This is a genomic window from Kitasatospora sp. NPDC005748, from assembly GCF_040630735.1.
GTDB lineage: Bacteria > Actinomycetota > Actinomycetes > Streptomycetales > Streptomycetaceae > Kitasatospora.
Map to the genome: position 1 here is coordinate 29,953 of NZ_JBEXYD010000055.1, position 21,702 is coordinate 51,654.

A 21,702-nucleotide genomic window follows, 5' to 3' on the forward strand; every position below is an offset into this window, starting at 1 on the left:
TCAATTCGGTGTCAGGCCGGGAGGTGCGGGTACCCGATCCAGCTGTGGGCGAGGCGCTGCACGGTCGAGCCGTCCCGGTCGGCGAGCTTGTGGTCCAGGTGGGCGGCGGACCACGCGTTGGTGGGGACGCGGAAGGCCGGACGCTCGGCGAGCAGGGTCCGGACGACCACCTCGGCCACCTCCCGGGCGGGCTGGCCGGCGGCCTCCCAGCCCTGGGCGCCGAGCCGGTCGAGGTAGTCGGCGAAGGTGCCCGCGTACGGGCCGGAGGCGGCCAGCAGGGTCGAGCGGTCGATGTCCGGGAACACGCCGAACTCGGTGTCCGGGACGAAGCCCGGTACGACCACCGACACCCGCACACCGTGCGCCGCGGCGACCGGGGCCAGGCTCTCCATGAACCCCTCGACGGCGAACTTCGCCGCGCAGTACGCCTCGTTGAACGGCTGGCCGACGACGCCGTGCACGCTGCCGATCGTGACCAGGCGTCCGCAGGCGGCCCGCAGCAGCGGCATCGCGGCCCGGCTGACCGCGACGACGCCGAAGAAGTTCACCTCCAGGTTGGCCCGCAGCGCGGCCGCGGTCGACATCTCCAGGGTGGGATCGGAGTTGGAGACACCGGCGTTGTTGACCACCGCGTCCAGCCGGCCGTACGCCCCCCGCACCTCGTCGAGGCAGGTGGTCACGGAGTCGGCGTCGGTCACGTCGAGGCGGCGGACGTCCACCGCGACGCCGGCGCGGTCGGCGGCCGCGCGCAGGGCGTCGGCCCGGCCGGGCTCGCGTACGGTCGCGACCGTGCGGAACCCGGCCCCGGCCGCGGTCACGGCGGTGGCCAGCCCGATGCCCGAGGACGCCCCGGTGACCAGCAGGACACCCCGGTCCGGCGTCATGAGGTCTGCTCCGCCGGGGCGGGCGGGGTGGCGGTGGCCGGTCCGGCGTCGGCGGGCGGCTCCTGCGCCCCTTCCCGCTCGGTCGCGTCGAGCAGCGGCTGGATGCCGAGTGCCGGCAGGAAGGAGAGCGCCGCCAGCAGGGTGCCGCCGGCCATCACCGTCCGGGCCGCGTCCAGGATCCCCAGCGGACCGGTCAGCAGCGAGACGGCCAGCCCGCCGGCCAGGGCGGCGAGCGGGATCACCCCCCAGGTGACGGTCCGGAAGGCGGCGTGCATCACCCCCTGGTGCCGCGCCGACATCCGGGACTGCCGGGTGGGGGCGCTGCAGACGTTGATGCAGGACATGAAGAAGCCGTAGCAGCCCATCGTCACGGCGATCACCGGTCCGGCCGGCAGCGCGGGCGCGGCGAGCACCCCGAGGCCGACCAGGCAGTGCAGCAGCAGCGACCAGGCCAGCGTGCGCCCCAGGCCGAGGCGTTCACTGATCCTCGGGGCGACGACCGCGCCGGCCAGCGCGCCCACCGCGGCGACCGACATGGCCGCGCCGAAGACGCCGACCGAGACGTCGAGGCCCCGGTAGGCGAGCACGGGCAGCACCGTGACGAAGATCGGCCCGCCGCAGTTGAGGGTCACCGCGGCCGCCACCACCCGGCGCAGCACCGGGTCGGCCCGGTTGAGCCGGAAGCCCGCCGTCAGCCGTTCCCGCACGGAGCCGGTGGCGACCGTCCGTTCGCCCCAGGCCGGCATCCGGCGGAAGCAGGCGGCGGAGACCAGGTAGCTGGCCGCGTCGACGAGCAGGGCGGCGACGCCCAGCGCGCTGTAGAGGCCGGCCGCGATCGACGGCCCGGCCACCTCCGACACCGAGCCGCTGCCCTCCAGTCTGGAGTAGGCGCGGACGAGTTGGTCCTTCGGCGCGACGGCGGGGACGGCGACGAGGTAGCCGACGTTGAAGAAGATCGTCGCGCCGCTGATCACCGCCACGCAGCCCACCAGCAGTGGCGTGGAGAGCGCGTCCAGCCAGTACGCCAGCGGGACGGCCGCGACGGCGACCAGTCGGACGAGGTCGCAGACCAGCATCGTCCGGCGTTTGTCCCAGCGGTCGACCAGCACGCCGGCGACCGGGCCGAGCAGCGGGATGCCCAGGTACTGGGCCATCGCCACGACGCCGACCTGGAGGGCGCTCGCGTGCAGCACGAAGATCATCAGGGTCGGGACGACGAACACGGTGACCCGGTCGCCGACCGTGCTGACCGTCTGGCCGGCCCAGAACAGGTTGAACCCGCGCCCGAGCGAGACGGGCCTGCGCGGCTTCACGGGCCCTCCCGGTTTCACGAGCCCTCCCGGACGACGAGGCCGGCCGTCTTGCCCGTCCGGCCGTTGCTGACCAGCTCGTCCACCCGGCGCACCCGGAAGGACTCCGGATCGTGCTGGAAGGCGGTGCTGAGCGTGAAGGTCGCGGACAGCACGGCCCTGCGCAGCCGCTCGGTGTCGGGCGGTCCGCCCGGGCCGGCGAGCAGCAGCAGCTCGACCGTGGCGGCCCGGCCGTGCTCCTCGGTGATCACCACCTGGGCCCGGGACACCCCCGGCTCCCGCTCCGCCCGTGCGATGACCTCGTCCACGTGCAGTCCCAGCCCGCGGACCTGCACCACGCTGTCCCGGCGGCCCAGGACCCGCATCGCGGAGCCCGGCCGGCCGCACGGACAGGCCAGCAGCGTCCCCGCGTCGCCGGTGCGGTAGCGCAGCACCGGGTTGAGCACCGCCGGGTCGAGCGTGGTGAAGTCCAGCAGCTCCGCCGCGCCGACGTGCACCAGCTGCTCGGGCAGCGGGTGGAAGGTGTCGGCCGGACAGTCCGGGGTGTTGGTCCCGACCACCCAGGTCTCCGTACTGCCGAACATGCCCCACCGGCGCGCCCGCGGGGCGACCGCGGCCAGGTCCGCCTCCAGCTGCGGCTGCCACGCCTCGCCGAGCCAGAGCACCTTGCGCAGCGCCGGCAACTCCAGCCCGGCGTCCCGCGCCCGGGCGAACCAGAGCCGGAGCACGCTGGGTGTCCCGCCGATCGCGGTGACCCGGGCGGTCGCGAAGAACCGCAGCCAGTCGGCGTACTCGTCGGTGGCGACCGAGCCCACCGCGAGGATCCGGCACCCGGCGAGGTCGGCCAGCGCGGCGGCGAGGAAGTGCGCGCCCCACATCCGGCCGGCCCCCCAGGCGTTGACGAAGACGTCGTCGCGCTCCAGCGGCCGCCACCGCGCGTGCACCCCGGCCATGTAGAAGCCGGTGGGGGCGTGGCCGACCTTGGGCGCTCCGGTGCTGCCGCCGCTCTGGAAGAGCCAGGTCGCCCCGGCGCCCGGGGCGGCCCGGGGTTCGAGGTGCGCGAGGGCGGCGTTCAGGCCGTCCTTGTCCAGCGGCGGCAGCGCGGCGAGCCCGTCGAGCGTGCGCGGGGCCGCGCAGTCCGCGTAGCGCTGCGCCAGCCCCGGTACGCCGCGCAGACGTTCGAGGGTGCGCCGGGCGACGTGCAGCCGCGGCTCGGCCGCGTCCGGGGGGAGTGAGAACGGCTCGGTCATCGCGTCCGGGTCTCCGTTTCCGAGATGGGCGTGGCCGGTTCGCCGCCGCGGCCGGCCAGCCAGGCGGCGTGGGCGTCCCGGTAGGCGGTGAACCGGGCGCGGGTGATGTCCCGTTGCAGGGTGCGCTGCGGGTCGTCCAGGTCCGGGGCGATCACCCCGTCCGGTTCGAGCTCGGAGAACCAGTACCGTTCCCCGTCGAAGAGGAAGTCGACGCAGAAGAACGGCATCGGCAGCCGCTCGGCGAAGTAGGCGGTGGCGGCGGCGAGTTCGGCCGGGACGGCCGGGAACTCCATGGCGCCGCCCCGGCTGGCGTTGGCGACCGGCGAGCCCGGCTCCGGGATCCGCTTCATCACGGCGTACGGCTCGCCGTCGACCACGTACACCCGGTAGTCGACCGTCCCGTCGCCGAGGTAGGGCTGGACCACGAGCGTGGTGTCCCCGCCCTGCGCCAGGCTGGCCAGGCCCCGGAGGTCCTCGGCGCTGCGGGCCAGGTTGATCCCGCCACCACCGCACCAGCCGGCCGGCTTCACGATGGCCGGGTAGGTCATACCGCCCAGCGCCACCTCGTACTGGTGCTTGGCGATGTCGCGGCCGGTGCCGATCCGCACGGTCGGGACCGGGGGGACGGGGGAATCGGCGAGGTGCAGCAGGGTGGCCAGCTTGTCGTTGCCGATGAGCGACATCAGCGGGGGGAACGGCAGGTAGAACCCGGCCTGTTCGAGCACGGCGTAGAGCGCGTACTGGTTGAAGACGTCCATCGACTGGTACGGCAGCGAGTAGAGGGCGGTCACGAAGAGGGTGTCCTGCGGCGAGACCGCCTCGTCGTCCACGTAGACCACCGGCCGCCCGCGTACGGTGCCGTCGACGGTGACCGCGTCGGGGGCGTGCCTGGTCCAGCTCATCCCCAGGCTCTCGGCGACCTCCGCGTAGAGGTCCCAGAAGAAGGGGCGCCAGGTCGCCGCCATCCTGGTCGACTCCCGGTCGGGGAAGATCCAGCACATCCGGCGCAGCGGCCCGGCGCCGGGCGCGGTGGGGGGTGGGGTCACGGCGTGTCCTTCCGAGGGGGTGCGGACGAGGGGGTGCCGGGCTGCTCGGACCACCAGCGGCGGCCCGGCTCCGGGAGGGTGTCCACCGGGTCGTAGTACAGGTGGCGCCGGTCGAGCACGGCGTCGAGGTCGGTGCTCTCGCGGGCCTCCGGCGCGGTGCGGTAGTCCTTCGTCCAGGAGGAGATGCCGCGTTCGCGGTCGTAGGCGACCGCCTGGTGCACCCAGCGCTTGCCGAGCTGGGGGACGTCGCAGACGATCCGCGGGGTGGCGTAGCCGGGCAGGTAGCCCATGATCGCCTCCTGGAGCCGCTGGGCCCGGTGCACCGGAGTGCGCCAGTGCTCGGCGCCCGGGATCATGTCGCAGAGGTAGAAGTAGTAGGGGAGGATGTTCGCCTCGCCCTGGAGGGCGAAGCAGAGGTCCAGCAGGTCCTCGGGGGTGGCGTTGACCCCGCGCATCAGCACGCCCTGGTTGCGCACGTCCCGCACGCCCGCGTCCAGCAGCGCCCGGGCCGCCTCGGCGACCAGCGGCGTCACCGACTGCACGTGGTTGGCGTGGGTGTGCACGGCGAGGCTGACCGACCGGCGGGCCGCGACGGCGGCCACCCGGCCCAGCCCCTCGACGATCCGCGGCTGGAGCCAGTGCTGCGGCAGGCCGACCACCGCCTTGCTGGCCAGCCGGATGTCGCGCACCGACTCCAGCTCCAGCAGCCGCAGCAGGAACGTCTCCAGCTGCGGCCAGGGCACGTTGGCGAGGTCCCCGCCGGAGACCACCACGTCGCGCACCGACGGGGTGCGCTTGAGGTGGTCGAGGATCTGCTCCTGCCGGTCCACCGGCCGCAGCGCCAGCCTGGTCTTGGTGACCTGGGGGGTGGAGTTGCCGACCAGGTCCATCCGGGTGCAGTGCCCGCAGTACTGCGGGCAGGTGGCGGTCAGTTCGGCCAGCACCTTGGTGGGGTAGCGGTGGGTGAGCCCCTCCACCACCCACATCTCGGCCTCGTGCAGGGAGTCGCGTTCGGCCTTGGGGTGGCTCGGCCAGCGCGGGTGGCGGTCCGCGCGGACGGGCAGCATGTAGCGGCGGACCGGATCGGCCAGGAAGGCCTCGGTGAACGCCTGCGGTACGGTCGGTGCGTGCGGCGCCATGGTGTTCAGCATCTGCGGCGGCAGCAGCATCGACATGGTGGCGAACCCGGCCTGGTCGGCGGCGAGTTCGTCGTAGAAGCGGTCGGTGAGCAGCGCTCCGACGACGCCCCGCAGCTGCCGGGCGCTGCGCACGCAGTGCGCCCGCTGCCACTGGGCGTCCCGCCACTGCGCCGCGGTGACGTGGCGCCAGCCCGGCAGCCGGCGCCAGTCCGGCTCGGCCAGCGCGGTCCGGACGTACTGGTAGGGCTGCCGGGTGGGTTGGCGGTCCATCGGGCGCTACTGGCCGGTGAAGCGGGTGGCGAAGCGGGTCCGCAGTTCGCGCTTGAGCACCTTGCCGGTCGGCCCGAGCGGGAAGTCCTCCGGTGTCCGGGCGATGCTCACCGCGGCGAGCGTGGCCAGTCCGGCGCCGGCGAGCGCCTTGTTGGCAGCCTCCTGGACCTCCTCGGCGGTCGCCGCTGCGGCCTCGGTCTGCAACCGGACGACGGCGAGCGGCCGTTGGCCCTCGCCCGGCGACCCGGGCACGCCGATCACCGAGCAGTCCTGGACGAGCTCGCCGCAGTCGGCCAGCAGCACCTCCTCGATCGGCAGGCTGTAGACCGGGCCGGCCGCGGTGTCGATGACGTCCACCGTCCGGTCGAGGTGGTAGAAGTTGCCCTCGGCGTCGCGGCGCGCCACGTCGCCGGTGAGCCAGTGGCCGGCCAGCTCGAAGCTCGCGGTGAGCCGGGGGTCGTTCCAGTACCCCGGGGTCCGCGAGGGGGAGACGACACCGAGCAACCCGACCGTGCCGTCGGGGAGTTCCTCGCCGTCCTCGCTGAGGATCGAGGCCCGCCGGACGACCTCCAGCGGCTTGCCGACACAGCGGTCGTCGCGGGCGCTCTCCGGTGTGGTCACCTGGCCGAACAGCGCCATGCCCATCTCGGACGAGCCCAGGCCGTCGATGAACTGCGAACCGGGCAGGTCGGGTTGTTCGGCCCGCTGCCGGGGCAGCAGCCACGGCCGGATCAGCCCGGCCGGCCGCCGCCCGAGCCGCACCAGTCGCCGGATGTGCCCGTAGTGCGCGCTGTCCCCGGTGTTGAACCAGGAGTGCACCTCGGCCGCGCCCCTGGTGGGCGGTTCGCCGGTGGCCAGCTCGACGAAGGTGCGCGGGAAGGAGGCGACCATGGTGGGCCGGAAGGCCTCCATCACCGGTTCCACGACCGCTCGCCGCCAGTCGGACATCACCACGGTCGGCAGTCCGAGCAGGGTGGCGGTGAGGAAGTAGCTGAGGCCGCCCGCGTGGGTGTGCGGCATCATCGACATCAGCCGGTCGTACGGCTCCGCGGGGAAGCGCACCATCCGCGGCTGCTTGCCGTCCCAGAACTGACGGTGCGCCAGCATCGTGGACTTCGGCGTGCCGGTGGTGCCCGAGGAGTGGATCAGGGCGACCACGTCGGCGTCGGCGTGCCGGTACGGGTAGACCTCGGGGAGCCGGGCCGCGCCGGCGTCGAAGGCCCGGATCTCGGCGGCCGGCACGATGAACCGGGGGCGGCGGCTCGGGGCCTCGCGGTAGGCCGAGGCGAGGCGGGTGGGATCGTCCGCCACGATGCCGACCACGCCCACGTGGTCGAGGTAGCGGACCATGACGTCGTGCCGCATGGCGTCGTTGACCAGGGCGGGGACGGCGCCGAGGGCGGTCAGCGCGAGGAAGTGCAGCAGCGGTTCCAGGCCCTCGCCGACGACGACGCCGACCGGCTCGCCGGGGCGCACGCCGTTGGCCCAGTACCAGCTGGCGTAGCAGTCGCGCAGGGCGGCGAGGTCGAGCAGGCTGTGGCCGCGCAGGACGACCGCGCCGCGGTGGTCGGTGTGGTGGCTGTAGGCGAACGGGACCGCGCGGTTCGGGTTGACCGCGAGGGCGTGGTCCAGGAAGTTGCCCGCGCCGAGGGCGGGTTCGGTCATCAGCCGTTCCCGGGCGGCGAGGGGCGCGAGGGGACTCCGGTCGCTCATGGCGGTCTCCTGGGGGAGTGGCCCGGCGGGGTCCTTGTGGAACCGGGCCGGGCGACGGTGGGGGGCCGGCCCGCGCTGCGGCGTGGACCGGTTGGTGCGGGCGTGCGGGCGTGCGGGCGTGCGGGCGTGCGGGTACGGCGGGGCGCCGGGTGGCGGTGCCCCGGGGCGGGGACGGCTGCCGGTGCGCCTTCGTGAACGGCCCGGCCGGGGCGGGGCCGCGGTGGCTGCCGGGCTGGGCACCCGGCTGGGTGCCGGGGTCAGTCCCGGGCGAGGATCTCGGCGACGACCCGGTGGCCGGAGCGGACGGCGCCCTCCATCAGCCCGAAGTACTCGGTGCTGGTCTCGGTGCCGGCCCAGTGCACCCGCCCGTGCGGTGCGGTCAGCGTCGGCCCGTACCGGAGCCAGTCGCCGGGCCCCCGCAGCGCCGCGTAGCACCCCTGGCTGTACCGCTCGTCGACCCAGTCGGTGATGTGCAGGCCGGTCGGCGGCGGGAGCATCGGGAAGATCCGGGCGGCCTGCTCCACCACGGCCGCGCGCTGCCGCCGCGGGCTCAGCGCGCCGAACCGCCGGGCCTCGGCCCCGGTGACGAAGCCGGTCAGGACGCCGACCCCGCCGTCGGCCGGCGAGTCGTCCACCGTCGACAGCAGCGGGCCCTCGGCGTTGACCGACCAGCCGGAGAGGCCGTGCGCGCGCCAGAGCGGCGCGGGGTAGACCAGGGTCGCCTTCACGGCGCAGCCCCGCGCCGTCCGGTCGCCCGCCCGGGGCACCGTCGGCACCGGCCGGTGCTCGACGGCGTCGGCGAGCAGCGGCGGCAGCGCCAGCACCGCGACGTCCGCCCGGTGGGCGCCGGCCGTCGTGTGGACGGTGACCCCGGCGTCGTCCTGGTGGACCGCGCGGACGGCCTCGCCGAGCCGCACCCGGCTGCCCAGCCGGCCGGCCAGCCGCTCGCACACCTGGTGGGCGCCGCCGGTGATCCGGTCCTGCTGGGCGCCGCCCTCGAAGGCGTTGAGGTAGCGGACGCCACCGCCCGAGCGGAGGTAGAACGCCATGTGCAGCACGGAGACGTCGGCCGGGTCGGCGGCCATCATCTCGCCGAGGAACAGCGGGAAGAAGAGCCGGGCGTCCGGGTGGGTCAGCCGCCGGTCGGCCCATTCGGCGGCGGTGAGGGTGTCCAGCCGCTCGGCGTCCGGAGTGAGCCACGGCGCGTCGGGGCGGACGGTCGCGGTGAGTTCGTCCAGCAGGTCGAAGAGGTCGCCGAGTGCCACCGCGTTGAGCGGCGGGAACCGGCCGTCCCGGGTGGTGCCCTCGGGGCCGAGGACGAACCGGCTGGCGCCCCGCATCGTGGTCGGCGTGGTGTCCAGGCCCAGTTCCTCGACCAGGGCGAGGAGTTCGGTGTGCCGCTCGCCCAGGTAGGCGGCTCCGGCGTCGACCTGGCAGCCGGGCGCGACCGGCAGGCCGCGGGTGCGTCCGCCGACCCGGGTGCGGGCCTCCAGCACGGTGACGTCGATGCCCTGGGCCGCCAGCCCGGTGGCGGCGGTGAGGCCGGCGAGCCCGGCGCCGACCACGACGGCGGTCCTGACCCGGCCGGGCTCCCGAGGTGTGGGTGCCGCCGCGGCGTCGTCGGGGTCGGTCATCTGCCGGCCGCGATCTTCTCGGCGAGCGCCCGGGGCGTCGGCGCGAGCAGGAAGTCGTCGAAGGACAGCTCCACGCCGTGGTCGCGGGCGATCGCGCTGAGCACCCGGGTGGCGATCAGCGAGTCGCCGCCGAGCTGGAAGAAGTCGGAGTCGGCCGCGACCTCGGGTGTCTCCAGCACCCGGCGGAAGAGGGCCACCAGGCCGTCGACCCAGGCGGCGGAACGCTCCGCGGCGGCTGCCGGTATGCCGTGGACGGCGGTGGAGAGGGTGGCGTCAACGTTCATCGAGGGTCTCCTTTGACCTGTTCGGGGGCCGCGTACCGGCGGTGCGAGCCGCCCCGGTCGACCTTTCCGCTCGTGGTGCGCACCAGTTCGGGCACCACGGTGATCCGGCTGGGCACGAGATGGCCGGGGACCTCCGCGCGCAGGTACGCCAGGACGTCGGCGTCCAGCGTTCCTCCCGTCGCGTCCGCCCGCGCCACCACATAGGCGACCAGGGCGGACCGGCCGGCGAGCGTCGCCGCGGCCACCGCCACCGCGTGCACCCCGGGGTGGCCCGCGATGTGCGCCTCCACCTCCGCCGGGTCCACCCGGATGCCCCGGACCTTGACCTCGCCGTCCAGCCGGCCGCGGTGGGTGAGGAGGCCGTCCGGGGACCCGCTCACGAGGTCGCCGGTGCGGAAGCAGCGGACGCCGTCGACGACGGTGAACCTGGCGCCGGTGGCCTCGGGCAGGCCATGGTAGCCCAGCGCAACGGACGGCCCCCCGATCAGCAACTCGCCCTGTTCGCTGATCAGTTGAACGACGTGGGGGAGCGGGCGGCCGATCGGCGCCCGGGCGCCGCCGGGCCAGTCCCAGCCGGCCGGGGGCGCCTGCGGGCCGTGCAGGTCGACGGCGTGGGTGATCAGCGTCGTCTCGGTGCAGCCGTAGGTGTTGACCAGGCGGATCCGCCCGGTGTCCAGCGCGGTCCAGTCGGACAGCCGGGCGGGGCTCGCCGGCTCGCCCCCGATCACCAGCACCCGTACGCAGTCGGGCAGGGGTGCGCCCTCCTCGGCCAGGTGGAGCACCAGCTCGTGCCAGAAGGCGGTCGGCAGGTCGAGGACGGTGATCCGCTCGCGCTCGACCATCCGCAGGAACCGCGGGAAGGACCCGCGGTGCGCCTCGTCGTCGAACACCAGGGCGGCGCCCGCGGTGAGCGTCGGCAGGATCTCCTCGAAGCAGGTGTCCCAGTTGAGGGAGGCGAACTGCAGCACGCGGTCGTCGGGCGTGAGGCCGAAGAGCTCGCGCAGTGAGGGCAGCACGGCGGCGAGGGCCCGGCGGGGGGTGAGGACCGGTTTCGGCTGTCCGGTGGAGCCGGAGGTGAAGAGGAGGTAGGCCGGTTCCCCGCCGGTGGTCCCGCTCCGAGTCCCGGCGCCGTCGCGGGCGTCGCTGTGGCCGGTGGCCGCGTTCCGGCCGGCGTCCGCGCTCCGGCCCGGCTCCGCCGGAGGCGGGCGAAGGGCGTCCGGTGCGGTGCCCGGAACGGCGTCCGGCGCGGTGCCGGGCGAATTCGGAACGCCCGCCCGGGCCGTTCTCCCCAGGTTTTCGGAGAATTCCGGCAGGGGGGCCGGGGCGATCCAATCGAGGCCGAGTCGGTGCGCCGATCCGGGGTCGGCCGCGACCATTGTGCGACAGCCGACCGCCGAGAGCATCGTCTGCGACCGGTGGGCCGGGAATGCCGGATCGGTGGGGCAGTAGACCCCACCCGCGGCGAGGATGCCGAGCAGCCCGACAACCGTTTCCGGAATGTGGTGCGCCTGCACGGCGACCACCCCCGGGTCGGGCCCGAGGCGCCTGGCCAGGTCGCTCACCGCCGCGTGCAGACGGGCGTAACCGATGGCCCGGCCGTGCCGGACAATCGCCGGGCGCTCCGGAAAGCGGCCAACGGTTTCCGTGAACGCGTCAAGTAAGTCGGAAGGAACTCCAGTGGTGCTGTTGTCATGTGACATGCCCGCCCCAAAGAATTGCTCGCAAGCGCTCATTCGCGCTCGGCGGACCGGGACTCTACCTTCGAACATGCGGTGTCACAATGGCTGTTGAGGATATTGCGGCGCCGTGGTGTGGTCGAATGGTGAACGAAGCCGCGCTGCCGAAGAATGTCCGCCGTCGCCGGATTGACGTCGGTGGCGGTGGGAAAGAATGGCGCCGAGCCATGTCCCGGTGAACGTCCGCCGGCCGTTCGTGCCGGGTCCGACGGAGCCTCGTGGGTGGGGTCCGCCGCCGGCGCGGCCGGGCGCGGGCGCACCGCCGGTCCGGGCGGCGGCGCCGCCCAGGAGGTCGCGGTGCGGCGCGGTGGCGACCGCTGCGGTGTTCGGGGCCACGCCGCCGGTCGCGGGGCCTCTCCCGGGCCGTGACGACGCGGTCGCGGCCGGTGCCGCCGCCCGGACCGGTCCCGGTCGCCCGCCGCCACCGGTGCGTCGGCCGGGCTCCTCCGGGGTCGGCCCGTTCCGACGGTGGCGCGGGGTGCCGCCGCCTGGCCGGCGGTCGCGCCGCGCCCTGGCCGGCCGGTGGTGACCGGTTCCTGCCACGGTGGGCCGGCGCAGGCCTGGCTGCGCGCCGACGGGGCAGACGAACCCGCAGCGTTGCCCCGGGCGCCCGGGTCGGGCCCGGTTGCCGATCACCAAGGAGGAGTCGCCGTGAGTGATGCCGTACCGCCCTCGCCCTCGCTGTCCGTTGCCGAACTGTCCTCGGAGGCGGCCGAGTTGCTCAGCGCCGCGGTGCGCAGCGGTGCACCCGGGGGAGCGCCCGGCCTGGTGCTCCCGGGGGACGCGGTCGAGGCCGTCGCCGCGCTGGCCGGGGTGACCGCCCGGCTGCCCGAACTCCTGGACCAGCTCGCCTCGTTCCTCAGCAGTGAGCAGGCGGCCGGGCGCGTCGGTCCGGCCCGCGGCGAGGGGCTCGACGGGGAGCGGGCCCACGAGGCCCTGCGGGCCGCGCGCGACGCCCGTGAGCACCTCTACGAGGCGGCCCGCACCGCGGCGCTGGTCGCCGAGGCGGTGACGGCGGCCGCGACCGTGCTGGCCCCGCTCGGCACGGCCCATCCGGCGGGTCGACCGGTCGAGCCGCACGCCTGAGGGTCACGGCCGGGCCGACGCGCCACTGCGTTCCGTGCACTCCGGGGGCGCCCGCCCGGTCGGCTCGGCCGGCGGAGTCCGGAGGCCGGCGCTACGGGAGGATCGGTCCGATCGAGACTTGGGTGGTGTAGACCCGGCTGTTGCCGCAGTTGGCGGTCGCGGTGCCGTCGCCGAGCCGCAGGCCGCTGGTGACGGTGAGGCCGGACATGCACTTGGCCGAGACGGACCAGGCCCGGCGGGGTTCGAGGCCGGAACAGACGCCGACGCCGAACGGGCCCGAGGGGTAGGCGACGCACGAGCCGGTGGTCGGGTTGTCGGCGCCGGCCCGCGCCTCGGCGGCGGTCGGGGCGGCCAGCGCGGCGGCGGAGGCGAGCAGGGAGGTCAGCAGCAGGGCGGTGGTGCGGCGCATGGGGAGTCCTTCCGGGGGCGGCGGCGGCGCGCGAGGGCTGCACGGGCCCGATGGGGTCCGACGGTTTCCGCTGCGCTCCGACGGGTCGGTGAGGTGCCGTCAGTTGTGTGGGGCGGGTGAAATCCTGAGGGAGGTGTGTGATGACTGTCAACGGTGTGTGACATGAGCAGGCGACTTCGCGCCACCGGGTGAGACTGCCCGGCGGTCCGCCACGGGGCGCCCCCGACTCTCGTGGGCCACGTGTCGGTCAGGCGGCCGAACTGCTGGAAATGGCGGGTGGCAGACACCCGGGGCTGGTCCGGGCTCCGCCGCGCGCTCGCGGACCCGACCGGGCGCCAGATCCTGGAGGCCCTCGGCGCCGACGGCCTCGCGAGCCGCTGAGGCCGGAGCGCCGCCCGGCCCCGGGGCCCCTTTCGGGGCCGCCCCGGTCGAGGGGCGCGTGGCGGATTCCCGCGCCCCTTCGCGCCACCGCGCGCCGCAGGGCGGTCGGTCCCGGCTCTGGGCGGCGGCGGACGGCTCTGGGACCGTGGCGGGACACACCGCACACGAGGTCAGGGGGGCCGTCATGGCACGACGTTGGCTGGTCACGGGTTGTTCGTCCGGGCTCGGACTGGCACTGGCGAGAGCGGTGGCGGCCGCCGGGGACACCGTGGTGGCGACCGCCCGCAAGCCGGTGGCGCTGGACGGCCTGGTCGGCGAGCACCGGGGCCGGGTCGTCCCGGTCGCCCTGGACGTCCGTGACCCCGGGCAGTGCGCGGAGGCCGTCGCGGTGGCGGTCGACCGCCTCGGCGGCCTGGACGTCCTGGTCAACAACGCGGGCTGCGGGCTCTTCGGAGCGGTCGAGGAGGTGGGCGACGACGAACTCCGGGACCAGCTGGAGATCCTGGTGGTGGGCCCGTGGCGGCTGGCCCGCCTGGCGCTGCCCGTGATGCGCGCGCAGCGCGGCGGACACATCCTCAACGTCTCCTCGCTGGCCGGCCGGACGGCCTTCCCCGGCCTGGCCGCGTACGTCACCGGCAAGCACGCCCTGGAGGGCATGACCCAGGCGCTGGCGGCCGAGGCGGCCCCGTTCGGCATCCGGGTCGCCGCGCTGGAGCCCGGCGGCTACGCCACCCGGTACGGCTCCTCGCTCGCCGACGCGGCCGGCCGCTCGCCGGACTACGCGGAGTTCACCGGCCCGATGCGCAGTGCGCTCGGTGCGCTGGCCGAGGTGCCCGGGGTCGGCCGGCCCGAGGACTTCGCCCGGCAGGTGCTCCGGATCGTCGAAGCCTCCGGACCGCTCCCGGTGCGGATACCGGTCGGGCCCGGCAGCGCCGAGCACCTGACGGCGGTCGAGGAGGCGGCCCGCGCCGAGATCGCCGCCGCCCGGGCCCTGTTGGCGCCGCCGCGGACCTGAGCCGACGACCGGCCCGGTCGCGCCGGACACCGCGACCGCCCTCCCGGGCGGCCCCCTCCGTCGTAGCCTGGCCCACGGGGACCCCGCTACGGCGACCGGCCGGCGGGGTGGCGGCAACGGTGCGAGCCGGGGGGCGGCATGCGGAACACGGTCAACGGCGGGACGTTCTTCCACGCGGTGGTGCAGGGCCGGAACGTCACCATCCAGCTGCCGGCGCCCCAGGACCCGGCCCTTGCGGGACTGCCGGAGCCGAACGCGTCGTTCGTCGGCCGCGCGGCGGAGGCCGCCGCACTCCGGGAAGCCCTGGAGCCCGGAGCGGGCGGCGGCCCGACACCGGTCGCCCTCGTCGCCGGGCTGGCCGGGGCGGGCAAGACCGAACTCGCCCTTCAGATCGCCCGGCAGGCCTGTGACGAGCCCGGCTGGTTTCCCGGCGGCGTGCTCTTCGTCGACCTGTTCGGCTACGACGACGACCGCCGGGTGCCGCCCGAGCGCGCGCTGGAGGGGCTGCTGAACGCCCTGGGGGTGGCCGACGGGAACCTGCCCACCGGCGTCCAGGACCGCAGCAGGCTCTACCGGTCGCTGCTCCGGGCGTACGCCGCGAGCGACCGGCGGGTGCTGGTCGTCGTCGACAACGGCCGGTCGGCCGCCGAGGTGGAACCGCTGCTGCCCACGGACGGCGTCACCGCCGCGCTGGTCACCTCGCGCCACACCCTCGACCTCGGCGCTCCCGTGCACGAGATCGGCGAGCTGTGCCCGGCGGACTCGGTGGCGCTGATCGGCGCGGCGGTACGGCAGTTGCGCCCGGCGGGGGACACCCGGGTCGACGACGATCCCGCCGCGGTCGGGCGGATCGCCGAACTGTGCGGGCACCTGCCGCTCGCCCTGCGGATCTGCGCGGCGCTGCTGGCGGAGTCGCCGACCCGCACGCCGGCCGCACTGGCCGGGTCGCTCGCCGACGAGTACCGCCGGCTCGACCGGCTCGGGCGGGAGGAGCGCCGGGTGAGGGCCGTCTTCGACCTCTCCTACCGCCAGCTGGACCCCCGCACCGCCCGGGTGTTCCGGATGCTGCCGCTGGTGCCCGGCCCCGACCTGTCGACCGGCTCCGCCGAGCGGCTGCTGGCCGGGGACGAGGCGGAGGTGGAGCAGGCCCTGGTGGACCTCGCCCGGGCCCACCTGGTGGTGCCCGGCGAGGTCTGGGGCCGCTGGCGGCTGCACGACCTGGTGCGCCTCTACGCGGACGACCGGGGCCGGGCGTGCGCGGAGCAGGACGACCGGCAGGAGGCGCTCGGCCGACTGCTCGGACACTTCGTCAGCAGTGCCTGGGAGGCCGAGAGCCTGCTGTCGCGTTCCGGCGAGGTCGGTGTGACCTCGCGGTTCAGGAGCCGCGACGAGGCCGCGGCGTGGCTGGACGAGGAGTGGCCGGGGCTGCTGGCGGCCGCGATCGACGGAGCCGCCCTGGGCTTCCCCAGCATCCCCGTGCTGCTCGCCGCGGTGCTGCACCGGCAGTTCGTCCTCCGTCGTCGGGCGGGGGAGTGGCTGGCCGTGATCGACGCGGCCTCCGCGCAGCTCACCACGGCCGGGCAGGCCGACGTCTCCGCGCTGACCGCGGGTCTGACCTCCGCCCGGGGGATGGCGCTGATGCTGGCCGGCCGCCACGAGGAGGCGGTGGCCGTGCACGGCCGGGCGAGCGAGCAGTTCGGCGCCCTCGGCGACCGCAGGCAGGAGGCGGCCGCGCTGATCAGCCGGAGCACCGCGCTGCGGACGCTGCACCGCTTCGCGGAGGACCGGGCCGACCTGGAGCGGGCGGCGGAGATCTTCACCGAGCTGGGCGACGCCTGGGGCATGGCGATGGTCCGGAGCAACGTGGGCGACGCCCTGCAGACGCTGGGCCGGCTGCACGAGGCCCTCCCGGTACTGGCCGCGGTGGCGGACGAGTTCGGCGCGCTGGCCGATCCCTGGGAGGGCTGGGCGCTGCACAACCTCGGCGTCGCCCAGCTCGGCAGCGCCCGGTACGAGGAGGCGGCGGGGACCTTCACCCGGGCCCTGGAGTGGTTCCGGGACGCCGCCAACGCCCAGGACGCGCTGGGCGAGGTGATGGTCCTGGACCACCTGGCCGAGGCGCTGGAGCGGGCCGGGCACCCGGCGGAGGCCGTCCGGGCGCGGCGGGCCGCACTCGACGCCGCCCGCCGTACGGGCCGGCCGGTCCGCTGGCCCTTCCTGCGGCTCGCCGTGACGCTCAGGGCGGCGGGCCGCGCCGACGAGGCAGTCGACGTCCTCGACGAGGCCGCCGCGGTCTTCGCGGACTCGGGGGACCCAAAGGGCCGGGCCGCGGAGCTGACCGCGCGCGCCGCGGTGCTCGGTGAGCTCGGGCGGCTCGACGAGGCCGTCGCGGCCGGCACCCGGGCCGCCGAGCTGCAGCGGGCCTGCGGCGAGGGCGAGGGCGAGGCCTCGGCGCTCTACAACCTGGGCACCATGCTGGTGCGGGCGGAGCGGCTCCGGCCGGCCGAGGACGCGCTCGGCCGGGCCGCCGAGGTCTTCCGGGCCATCGACGACGACCACGGGCGCGGGGAGTCGCTGAACAACCTGGCCTACGTGCTGATGCTGCTGGGCCGCTTCGGCCGGGCCGCCGCCGCGCAGGCCGAGGCGGCGGAGCTGTTCCACCGCAGCGACGACCACGCCTCGGAGGCGATCGCGGTCGAGGGCCTGGCCGCTCTGCGGGCCGTCCGCCCGGGCCTGCGCGCCCGGGCGGTGCCGGACTGCGGCATCGCCCGGGCGCTGGCCTCGACCCGCCGGTTCACCGCACCGCCGTGCGCGCGCTGACGCCGCGTGCTGCTGCCTGCCGCCGCCTGCGTGCCGACCGACGGGCTGCCGCGTCGCGCCGGGCGCTGGGCCGTTCGCCGGGGCGGCTCACCCGACCGGGGCATGTCTGTCACCCGTTCGTACCGCTCGGGTGGCGAGAAGGGCGACTTGCCCGCGTTCGTGTGCAAACGTCTCCCCGGTGCCCCTCACCGGGTGCCTCTGGGGCCCGTTCCGGGCCCGGCCCGTTCGTGAGGGCGGGTGGCAGAGCAGTGATGACCTTGGAAGGCGTGAGATGTCCGTGCGTGGAAACCTTGGCAAGTTCGTCGTCACCGCGGTTCTGGCGGCCGCGGCCGTAGTGGCCGTGCCGACCGCGGCGCTGGCGCACAGCGAGCCCCAGCCGTCGTCGTCGTCGTCGGGTCTGGCGGCGGGCGCGGCCTCGGTCGGCCTCTTCGGCCCGAAGCTCAGCTGGCTGGAGGCGTTCAGCAAGAGCAACGGCTGACCGACGGCTTCCCGACACCCGGGCGCCCCGGCCGCATCGAGCGGTCGGGGCGCCCGGCGTCGTGCCGGTGCCTAAGGGTGCGCGCCGTTCGGCTGGGCGGGGTCGGACTGCTCGCCGGGGTCGAGCTCCTCGGCGAGGGGCTCGACGGCGCTCCCGGCCGGCAGGACGAGGGAGGCGACGGCGCCGCCGTCCGGGTGGTTGGCGAAGGTCAGTTCCGCGCCGATCACCCGGGCGTGGCCCTGGGCGATGGTCAGGCCGAGACCGTGTCCGCGCCCGCGCTCGCGCACGCTGGTGCGGAAGCGCTGCGGTCCGTGCCGCAGCAGGTCATCGGGGTAGCCGGGGCCGTGGTCGCGGACGGTGATCCGCAGCCCGTCGACGCTCAGCAGCACCGGGCCCCGGCCGTGCCGGTCCGCGTTCACCAGCAGGTTGGCCAGGATCCGGTCCAGCCGGCGCAGGTCGGTGCGCACCACCGGTCCGTCGGCACCGGGTGCCGGGTCGGTCGGGGTGTCGCCCTCCGCCCGCACGGACAGGCCGACGGTCAGGCCGGTGATCGTGACCGTCCGCCGGACGGCCCGGCCGAGCGGCACGGGGGACAGGTACGGCGTCTCCGCGTCCGCGTCCAGCCGGGAGACCTCCAGCAGGTCCTCCACCAGGGAGCGCAGCGCCTGGACCCGGTTGCGGACCAGCTGGGTGGGCCGCCCCGGAGGGAGCAGTTCGGCGGCGGTGACCAGACCGGTGAGCGGGGTGCGCAGCTCGTGCGCGACGTCCGCGGTGAACCGCTGCTCGTCCTCCAGCCGGCGGTGCAGCGCCTGGGACATCGAGTCGACGGCGGCGGCGAGGTCGGCGACCTCGTCCCGGCCGTCGCCCAGTTCGCCCATCCGGGTGTCCGTCCGCCCGGCGGCGATCTCGCGGGCGGCCGTCGCGGCGGTGCGCAGCCGGCGGCTGATCCGGTCGGCGACGAGCACGCCCGCCAGGACGGTGGTGAAGACCGAGGCGGTGACCGTGATCAGGATGATCCGGTCGAGGTCGCCGATGGCGCCGCGGTCCGCGGTGAAGTCCACCCGGACGGACAGCACCGCGCCGTCGACGGGCGCGGCCGCCCACATCGCCTCGCCCTGCGGGCCGGTGGCCAGGACGGAGCCCTGGCGGCCGTCCGCCGCGAGCGCGCGCAGCCGGGGCGGCAGCGCCGGATCGTCCAGCGTGACGCCCGGGCGGGCGGGTTCGCCGTTGCGGCCGTACGCGGTGAGGGCGGAGTCCAGTGCGCCGAGCGCGGACCGGCGGGCCTGGTCGACGTGCTGACGCACCATCGCCTGGTGGACCAGCAGACCGACGCTCAGCGCGACCAGGACGGAGATCGCGGCGACGGCGGTGGCGATCTGACGGCGCAGGGTCATGCCGGGCGCCGCAGCTTGTAGCCGAAGCCGCGGACGGTCTCGATCCGACCCGAGCCGATCTTGGCGCGCAGCCGCTGGACATGGACGTCGACCACCCTGGTGTCGGCCCCCCAGTCGTAGTCCCAGACCCGTTCGAGCAGACCGGAGCGTTCCAGCACGGTGCCCGGCGCGGCGGTGAACTCCAGCAGCAGCCGCAGTTCGGTGGGGGTGAGCGGGACGAGGCGGCCGTCCACCCGCACCTCCATGCTGTCGGTGTCCACCTCCAGTCCGTCGATGGCGCGCACCGTGCGGGCCGCCGGCGCCGGTTCGGCGTCGGCGGGTGCGGAGGCGGGTGTCGCGGTGGGAGTGGCGGGTCCGGCGGGTGTCGCGGCCGGCGCTCCGGTGCCGGCCGCCGGTTCGGGCGCGGGTGCCGCTCCGGCCGGCGCCACCGGGACCCGGCGCAGCACCGTGCGGATCCGGGCCACCAGCACGGCGCTCTCGAACGGCTTGACGACGTAGTCGTCCGCCCCGGCCTCCAGCCCCGACACCACGTCGACGGGGTCGGTGCGCGCCGACATCATCAGGATCGGCAGCTGGCTCTCCTCGCGGATGCGCCGGCAGAGGCCGACCCCGTCGAGGAGCGGCAGCATCACGTCGAGCAGGATCAGGTCGGGGCGGGCGGTGTGGAACGCCTCCAGCCCCTCCAGCCCGTCGGCGGCCGTGCTGACGGGGAATCCGTAGCGTTCCAGGGCCATCCGGGTGGCCTCGCGAATCACCTCGTCGTCCTCGACGATCAGGATGTGCGGGTGGACGGGGGCGGGAGTCATCGCTTCGCTTCCGGGGCGGCCGGGGTCGGGGGAGCCGTGGTCGGCACCGCCGTGCCCGGGCGGGGGGCGGGGACCGGGACCGCCTGGTCGGGGCGGCGGGGCTGGCTCACCCCGCTGGAGGGCGAGACCGCGGGCTTGGCGGAGAACGGCGCGGCACTCGGCTGGCCGGCTCCGGCCGGCTCGGAGGGCCGGTCGGCGGGGGTGGGGCCGTGGCCGGGCGCCGTGACCGGACCGATCGCCTCGACCCGCTGCTCCAGCAGGACGAGCCGGGTGCCGTTCCAGCCGTAGTGGCTGATGGTGCGGGAGGAGGGGGTCGTCGCCTCGTTCAGCCAGAGGTCGGCGGCGAGGGTCTCGGCGCTGAACGCCCGGAGCACCGCCACCCGGAGGACGGGCACGACCCCGCCGCCGCCCAGCGTGTAGACGTGCAGGACGACCGAGCCGCCGGTGGCGACCGCGGCGATCAGCTCGGGGCGGCCGTCACCGGTGAGATCGCGGAACTCGGGGTCGCGGACCCCGCAGTCCGGACAGCCGGTCAGGGCGCGCCGCTCCTCCGCGGACAGGGCCGGGTCCTTGGCCAGCAGGGCGCCCAGGTCCACCGAGGTGAGGTCCGGGCCGGGCACGGCGACACCCGGCACCGGTACCGGTGGCGGCTCGGCGGGGTCCGTCTCGGACGCGGCGGGGGAGGTCGGCGACGGCGCCGCGGCCAGCGCCGGCCAGAGCGGCTGCGGCTTGGGGGACGGCGTCACGGGCCGGGCGGCCCCCGCGTCCCGCAGTTCCCCGGGGGTCGCGCACCCGGCCAGCGCCACGAGCAGGCCGAGGACGGCGACGGCGGATCCGCGCGCCGCCGCCCGGGGCCCTCGGCGGGGTGGGTGTGCTGCTGCCACGGTGGTCGTCCTCTTCCTGGTCTGCGGCGAGGCGTCGGTTCGCCCACGGTGATAGGTCGCCCGAACGCTATCGGGTGGTTCCGCCCGCCCGGGCACCGCCCACCTGCGGGGAGACCCCGGCGGCCGGGTGCCGGGGCCGTCACGCGGGCGCGACGGCCGCGGCACCCGGCCGGGGCCGGTCGGGGCCGGTCGGTTCGTTCGGTCCGGTCCCTTGCTCGGGCCGGACCGGTCGGCCGGTCGGTTCGCCCGGTCAGCTCGCCGGGGCGCCCGGGGGGACCAGGTCGGCCAGGACGATGATGTTGTCCGTCCAGTGGCCGTCCGAACCGATCCGCCCCCCGCAGGTGATCAGCCGGAGCTCCGGCGCGCTGGTGTTGCCGTAGACCGTCTCGGTCGGGAACCGGTCCTTGCCGGCCTGGAGCAGGGAGCGGACCCTGAACTCCACGGTGCTGCCGTCGGCGCGGCGCACCTGGACGAGGTCGCCCGGGCGGAGCTTCGGCAGACCGGCGAAGACCGCCGGGCCGTGCACGGTGTCGTAGTGGCCGATCAGGACGGCCGGGCCGGTCTCCCCGGGGGTCGGTCCGTTGCGGTACCAGCCGACCTCGTCGGCCCGGTCGGCGGACGGGACTTCGACCGTGCCGTCCGGGTTCAGACCCAGCCCGGAGACCGGCGCGTCCACCCCGGCCGAGGGGACGACCAGCCGGGTCGGAGCCGACGCGGCGAAGGGCCGCGGCGCCGGGGTGGCCGCCCCGCTCGCCGCGGCCGGTCCGGTGGCCGGCCCGCCCGCCCGGTCGGCGGCCGGGACGGCGGGGTCCGCCCGGTTCACGGAGGGCTGGATGCGCACCACCGGGGTCTGCGTGCCCGACAGCGCGACGGAGGCGCCGAGGACGAGGCAGAGCAGGCCGCCCGCGCCGAGCGCGGCCCGGCGAACGCCGACCGACCCGGAACAGCCGGTCCGCCGGGGCCGCCGGCCGCCGGACCACCGGGTCGCGTCGCGCCGGGCCCGGCGGGTGGTCGGCCCGTTGCCCGAGCCGGTGTCCGAGTCGTTGCCCGGCGCCCGCTCCCGGCCCGGGTCGGGGGCCGGCTGCGCCTGGTGATCGGTTCCGGGCCCGGCTCCGGCCCGGCCGGGACCGTCGCCCGGCCCGCGTACGTCGCCGTACGCGGGC

At 75.9% G+C, this 21,702-nt stretch carries 18 protein-coding genes; 4 read left to right on the plus strand and 14 right to left on the minus strand.

Annotation, left to right across the window (positions count from 1 at the left end):
* Positions 1-11 precede the first annotated feature (11 nt).
* From ABZ495_RS29245 to ABZ495_RS29285, 9 genes are all read right to left on the minus strand, one after another.
* Complete coding sequence (locus tag ABZ495_RS29245; RefSeq protein WP_359838872.1) at positions 12-884, minus strand: SDR family NAD(P)-dependent oxidoreductase; 873 nt, start codon at positions 882-884, stop codon at positions 12-14.
* Entirely contained in the window at positions 881-2,197 is a 1,317-nt protein-coding gene (locus ABZ495_RS29250) for an MFS transporter (RefSeq protein ID WP_359804855.1), read from the minus strand. Before ABZ495_RS29250 ends, ABZ495_RS29245 begins: the two co-directional genes overlap by 4 nt.
* Before the next feature lie 14 nt (positions 2,198-2,211).
* On the minus strand, positions 2,212-3,444 hold the full coding sequence (locus ABZ495_RS29255; RefSeq protein ID WP_359804857.1) for an AMP-binding protein: 1,233 nt from the start codon (positions 3,442-3,444) through the stop codon (positions 2,212-2,214).
* On the minus strand, positions 3,441-4,490 hold the full coding sequence (locus ABZ495_RS29260) for a hypothetical protein (protein WP_359838874.1): 1,050 nt from the start codon (positions 4,488-4,490) through the stop codon (positions 3,441-3,443). The genes ABZ495_RS29255 and ABZ495_RS29260 overlap by 4 nt, the downstream gene beginning before the upstream one ends.
* Positions 4,487-5,899, minus strand: a complete 1,413-nt coding sequence (locus tag ABZ495_RS29265; RefSeq protein WP_359838875.1) for a lysine 2,3-aminomutase — start codon at positions 5,897-5,899, stop codon at positions 4,487-4,489. The genes ABZ495_RS29260 and ABZ495_RS29265 overlap by 4 nt, the downstream gene beginning before the upstream one ends.
* 6 nt (positions 5,900-5,905) lie before the next feature.
* Positions 5,906-7,612 (minus strand): class I adenylate-forming enzyme family protein, encoded by a 1,707-nt coding sequence (locus ABZ495_RS29270; protein ID WP_359838877.1) that lies wholly within the window; start codon positions 7,610-7,612, stop codon positions 5,906-5,908.
* A gap of 257 nt (positions 7,613-7,869) precedes the next feature.
* Positions 7,870-9,246 (minus strand): FAD-dependent oxidoreductase, encoded by a 1,377-nt coding sequence (locus tag ABZ495_RS29275; protein ID WP_359838879.1) that lies wholly within the window; start codon positions 9,244-9,246, stop codon positions 7,870-7,872.
* Positions 9,243-9,530, minus strand: coding sequence for an acyl carrier protein (locus tag ABZ495_RS29280; protein ID WP_359838881.1), 288 nt, complete (start codon positions 9,528-9,530; stop codon positions 9,243-9,245). The genes ABZ495_RS29275 and ABZ495_RS29280 overlap by 4 nt, the downstream gene beginning before the upstream one ends.
* Positions 9,527-11,299, minus strand: coding sequence for an AMP-binding protein (locus ABZ495_RS29285; RefSeq protein WP_359838882.1), 1,773 nt, complete (start codon positions 11,297-11,299; stop codon positions 9,527-9,529). The genes ABZ495_RS29280 and ABZ495_RS29285 overlap by 4 nt, the downstream gene beginning before the upstream one ends.
* A gap of 618 nt (positions 11,300-11,917) precedes the next feature.
* Between ABZ495_RS29285 and ABZ495_RS29290 the strand changes: the two genes are divergently transcribed.
* The gene (locus tag ABZ495_RS29290) at positions 11,918-12,352 is read left to right on the plus strand and encodes a hypothetical protein (protein ID WP_329491497.1); all 435 of its coding nucleotides are present in this window, start codon (positions 11,918-11,920) and stop codon (positions 12,350-12,352) included.
* Positions 12,353-12,443: 91 nt separating this feature from the next.
* Here the strand turns inward: ABZ495_RS29290 and ABZ495_RS29295 are convergent, their stop codons facing one another.
* The gene (locus ABZ495_RS29295) at positions 12,444-12,761 is read right to left on the minus strand and encodes a hypothetical protein (protein ID WP_329491498.1); all 318 of its coding nucleotides are present in this window, start codon (positions 12,759-12,761) and stop codon (positions 12,444-12,446) included.
* 565 nt (positions 12,762-13,326) lie between these two features.
* On the opposite strand from ABZ495_RS29295, the gene ABZ495_RS29300 reads away from it, so the two are divergent.
* From ABZ495_RS29300 to ABZ495_RS29310, 3 genes are all read left to right on the plus strand, one after another.
* Positions 13,327-14,157, plus strand: coding sequence for an SDR family oxidoreductase (locus tag ABZ495_RS29300; RefSeq protein ID WP_329491499.1), 831 nt, complete (start codon positions 13,327-13,329; stop codon positions 14,155-14,157).
* Between the two features lie 138 nt (positions 14,158-14,295).
* Positions 14,296-16,977 carry a tetratricopeptide repeat protein gene (locus tag ABZ495_RS29305; RefSeq protein ID WP_359838884.1) on the plus strand — a complete coding sequence of 894 codons (2,682 nt, stop codon included), beginning with the start codon at positions 14,296-14,298 and terminating at the stop codon, positions 16,975-16,977.
* A gap of 277 nt (positions 16,978-17,254) precedes the next feature.
* A complete protein-coding gene (locus tag ABZ495_RS29310; protein WP_359804874.1) occupies positions 17,255-17,455 on the plus strand; it encodes a hypothetical protein in 201 nt (66 codons plus the stop codon).
* 71 nt (positions 17,456-17,526) lie between these two features.
* On the opposite strand, the gene ABZ495_RS29315 is transcribed toward ABZ495_RS29310, so the two are convergent.
* From ABZ495_RS29315 to ABZ495_RS29330, 4 genes are all read right to left on the minus strand, one after another.
* Positions 17,527-18,849 carry a HAMP domain-containing sensor histidine kinase gene (locus ABZ495_RS29315; protein ID WP_359838886.1) on the minus strand — a complete coding sequence of 441 codons (1,323 nt, stop codon included), beginning with the start codon at positions 18,847-18,849 and terminating at the stop codon, positions 17,527-17,529.
* On the minus strand, positions 18,846-19,655 hold the full coding sequence (locus tag ABZ495_RS29320; RefSeq protein WP_359804877.1) for a response regulator transcription factor: 810 nt from the start codon (positions 19,653-19,655) through the stop codon (positions 18,846-18,848). The genes ABZ495_RS29315 and ABZ495_RS29320 overlap by 4 nt, the downstream gene beginning before the upstream one ends.
* Entirely contained in the window at positions 19,652-20,539 is an 888-nt protein-coding gene (locus ABZ495_RS29325; RefSeq protein WP_359804879.1) for a hypothetical protein, read from the minus strand. Before ABZ495_RS29325 ends, ABZ495_RS29320 begins: the two co-directional genes overlap by 4 nt.
* A gap of 250 nt (positions 20,540-20,789) precedes the next feature.
* The coding region (locus ABZ495_RS29330) for a class F sortase (protein WP_359838887.1) at positions 20,790-21,702 on the minus strand (913 nt) is incomplete at its 5' end.

Excerpts from the sequence above, each read along its gene's own strand:
- ABZ495_RS29245 (WP_359838872.1), bottom strand. The coding sequence starts at position 884 with ATGACGCCGGACCGGGGTGTCCTGCTGGTCACCGGGGCGTCCTCGGGC.
- ABZ495_RS29255 (WP_359804857.1), bottom strand. The coding sequence starts at position 3,444 with ATGACCGAGCCGTTCTCACTCCCCCCGGACGCGGCCGAGCCGCGGCTG.
- ABZ495_RS29265 (WP_359838875.1), bottom strand. The coding sequence starts at position 5,899 with ATGGACCGCCAACCCACCCGGCAGCCCTACCAGTACGTCCGGACCGCG.
- ABZ495_RS29270 (WP_359838877.1), bottom strand. The coding sequence starts at position 7,612 with ATGAGCGACCGGAGTCCCCTCGCGCCCCTCGCCGCCCGGGAACGGCTG.
- ABZ495_RS29275 (WP_359838879.1), bottom strand. The coding sequence starts at position 9,246 with ATGACCGACCCCGACGACGCCGCGGCGGCACCCACACCTCGGGAGCCC.
- ABZ495_RS29280 (WP_359838881.1), bottom strand. The coding sequence starts at position 9,530 with ATGAACGTTGACGCCACCCTCTCCACCGCCGTCCACGGCATACCGGCA.
- ABZ495_RS29285 (WP_359838882.1), bottom strand. The coding sequence starts at position 11,299 with ATGTTCGAAGGTAGAGTCCCGGTCCGCCGAGCGCGAATGAGCGCTTGC.
- ABZ495_RS29295 (WP_329491498.1), bottom strand. The coding sequence starts at position 12,761 with ATGCGCCGCACCACCGCCCTGCTGCTGACCTCCCTGCTCGCCTCCGCC.
- ABZ495_RS29300 (WP_329491499.1), top strand. The coding sequence starts at position 13,327 with ATGGCACGACGTTGGCTGGTCACGGGTTGTTCGTCCGGGCTCGGACTG.
- ABZ495_RS29305 (WP_359838884.1), top strand. The coding sequence starts at position 14,296 with ATGCGGAACACGGTCAACGGCGGGACGTTCTTCCACGCGGTGGTGCAG.
- ABZ495_RS29315 (WP_359838886.1), bottom strand. The coding sequence starts at position 18,849 with ATGACCCTGCGCCGTCAGATCGCCACCGCCGTCGCCGCGATCTCCGTC.
- ABZ495_RS29320 (WP_359804877.1), bottom strand. The coding sequence starts at position 19,655 with ATGACTCCCGCCCCCGTCCACCCGCACATCCTGATCGTCGAGGACGAC.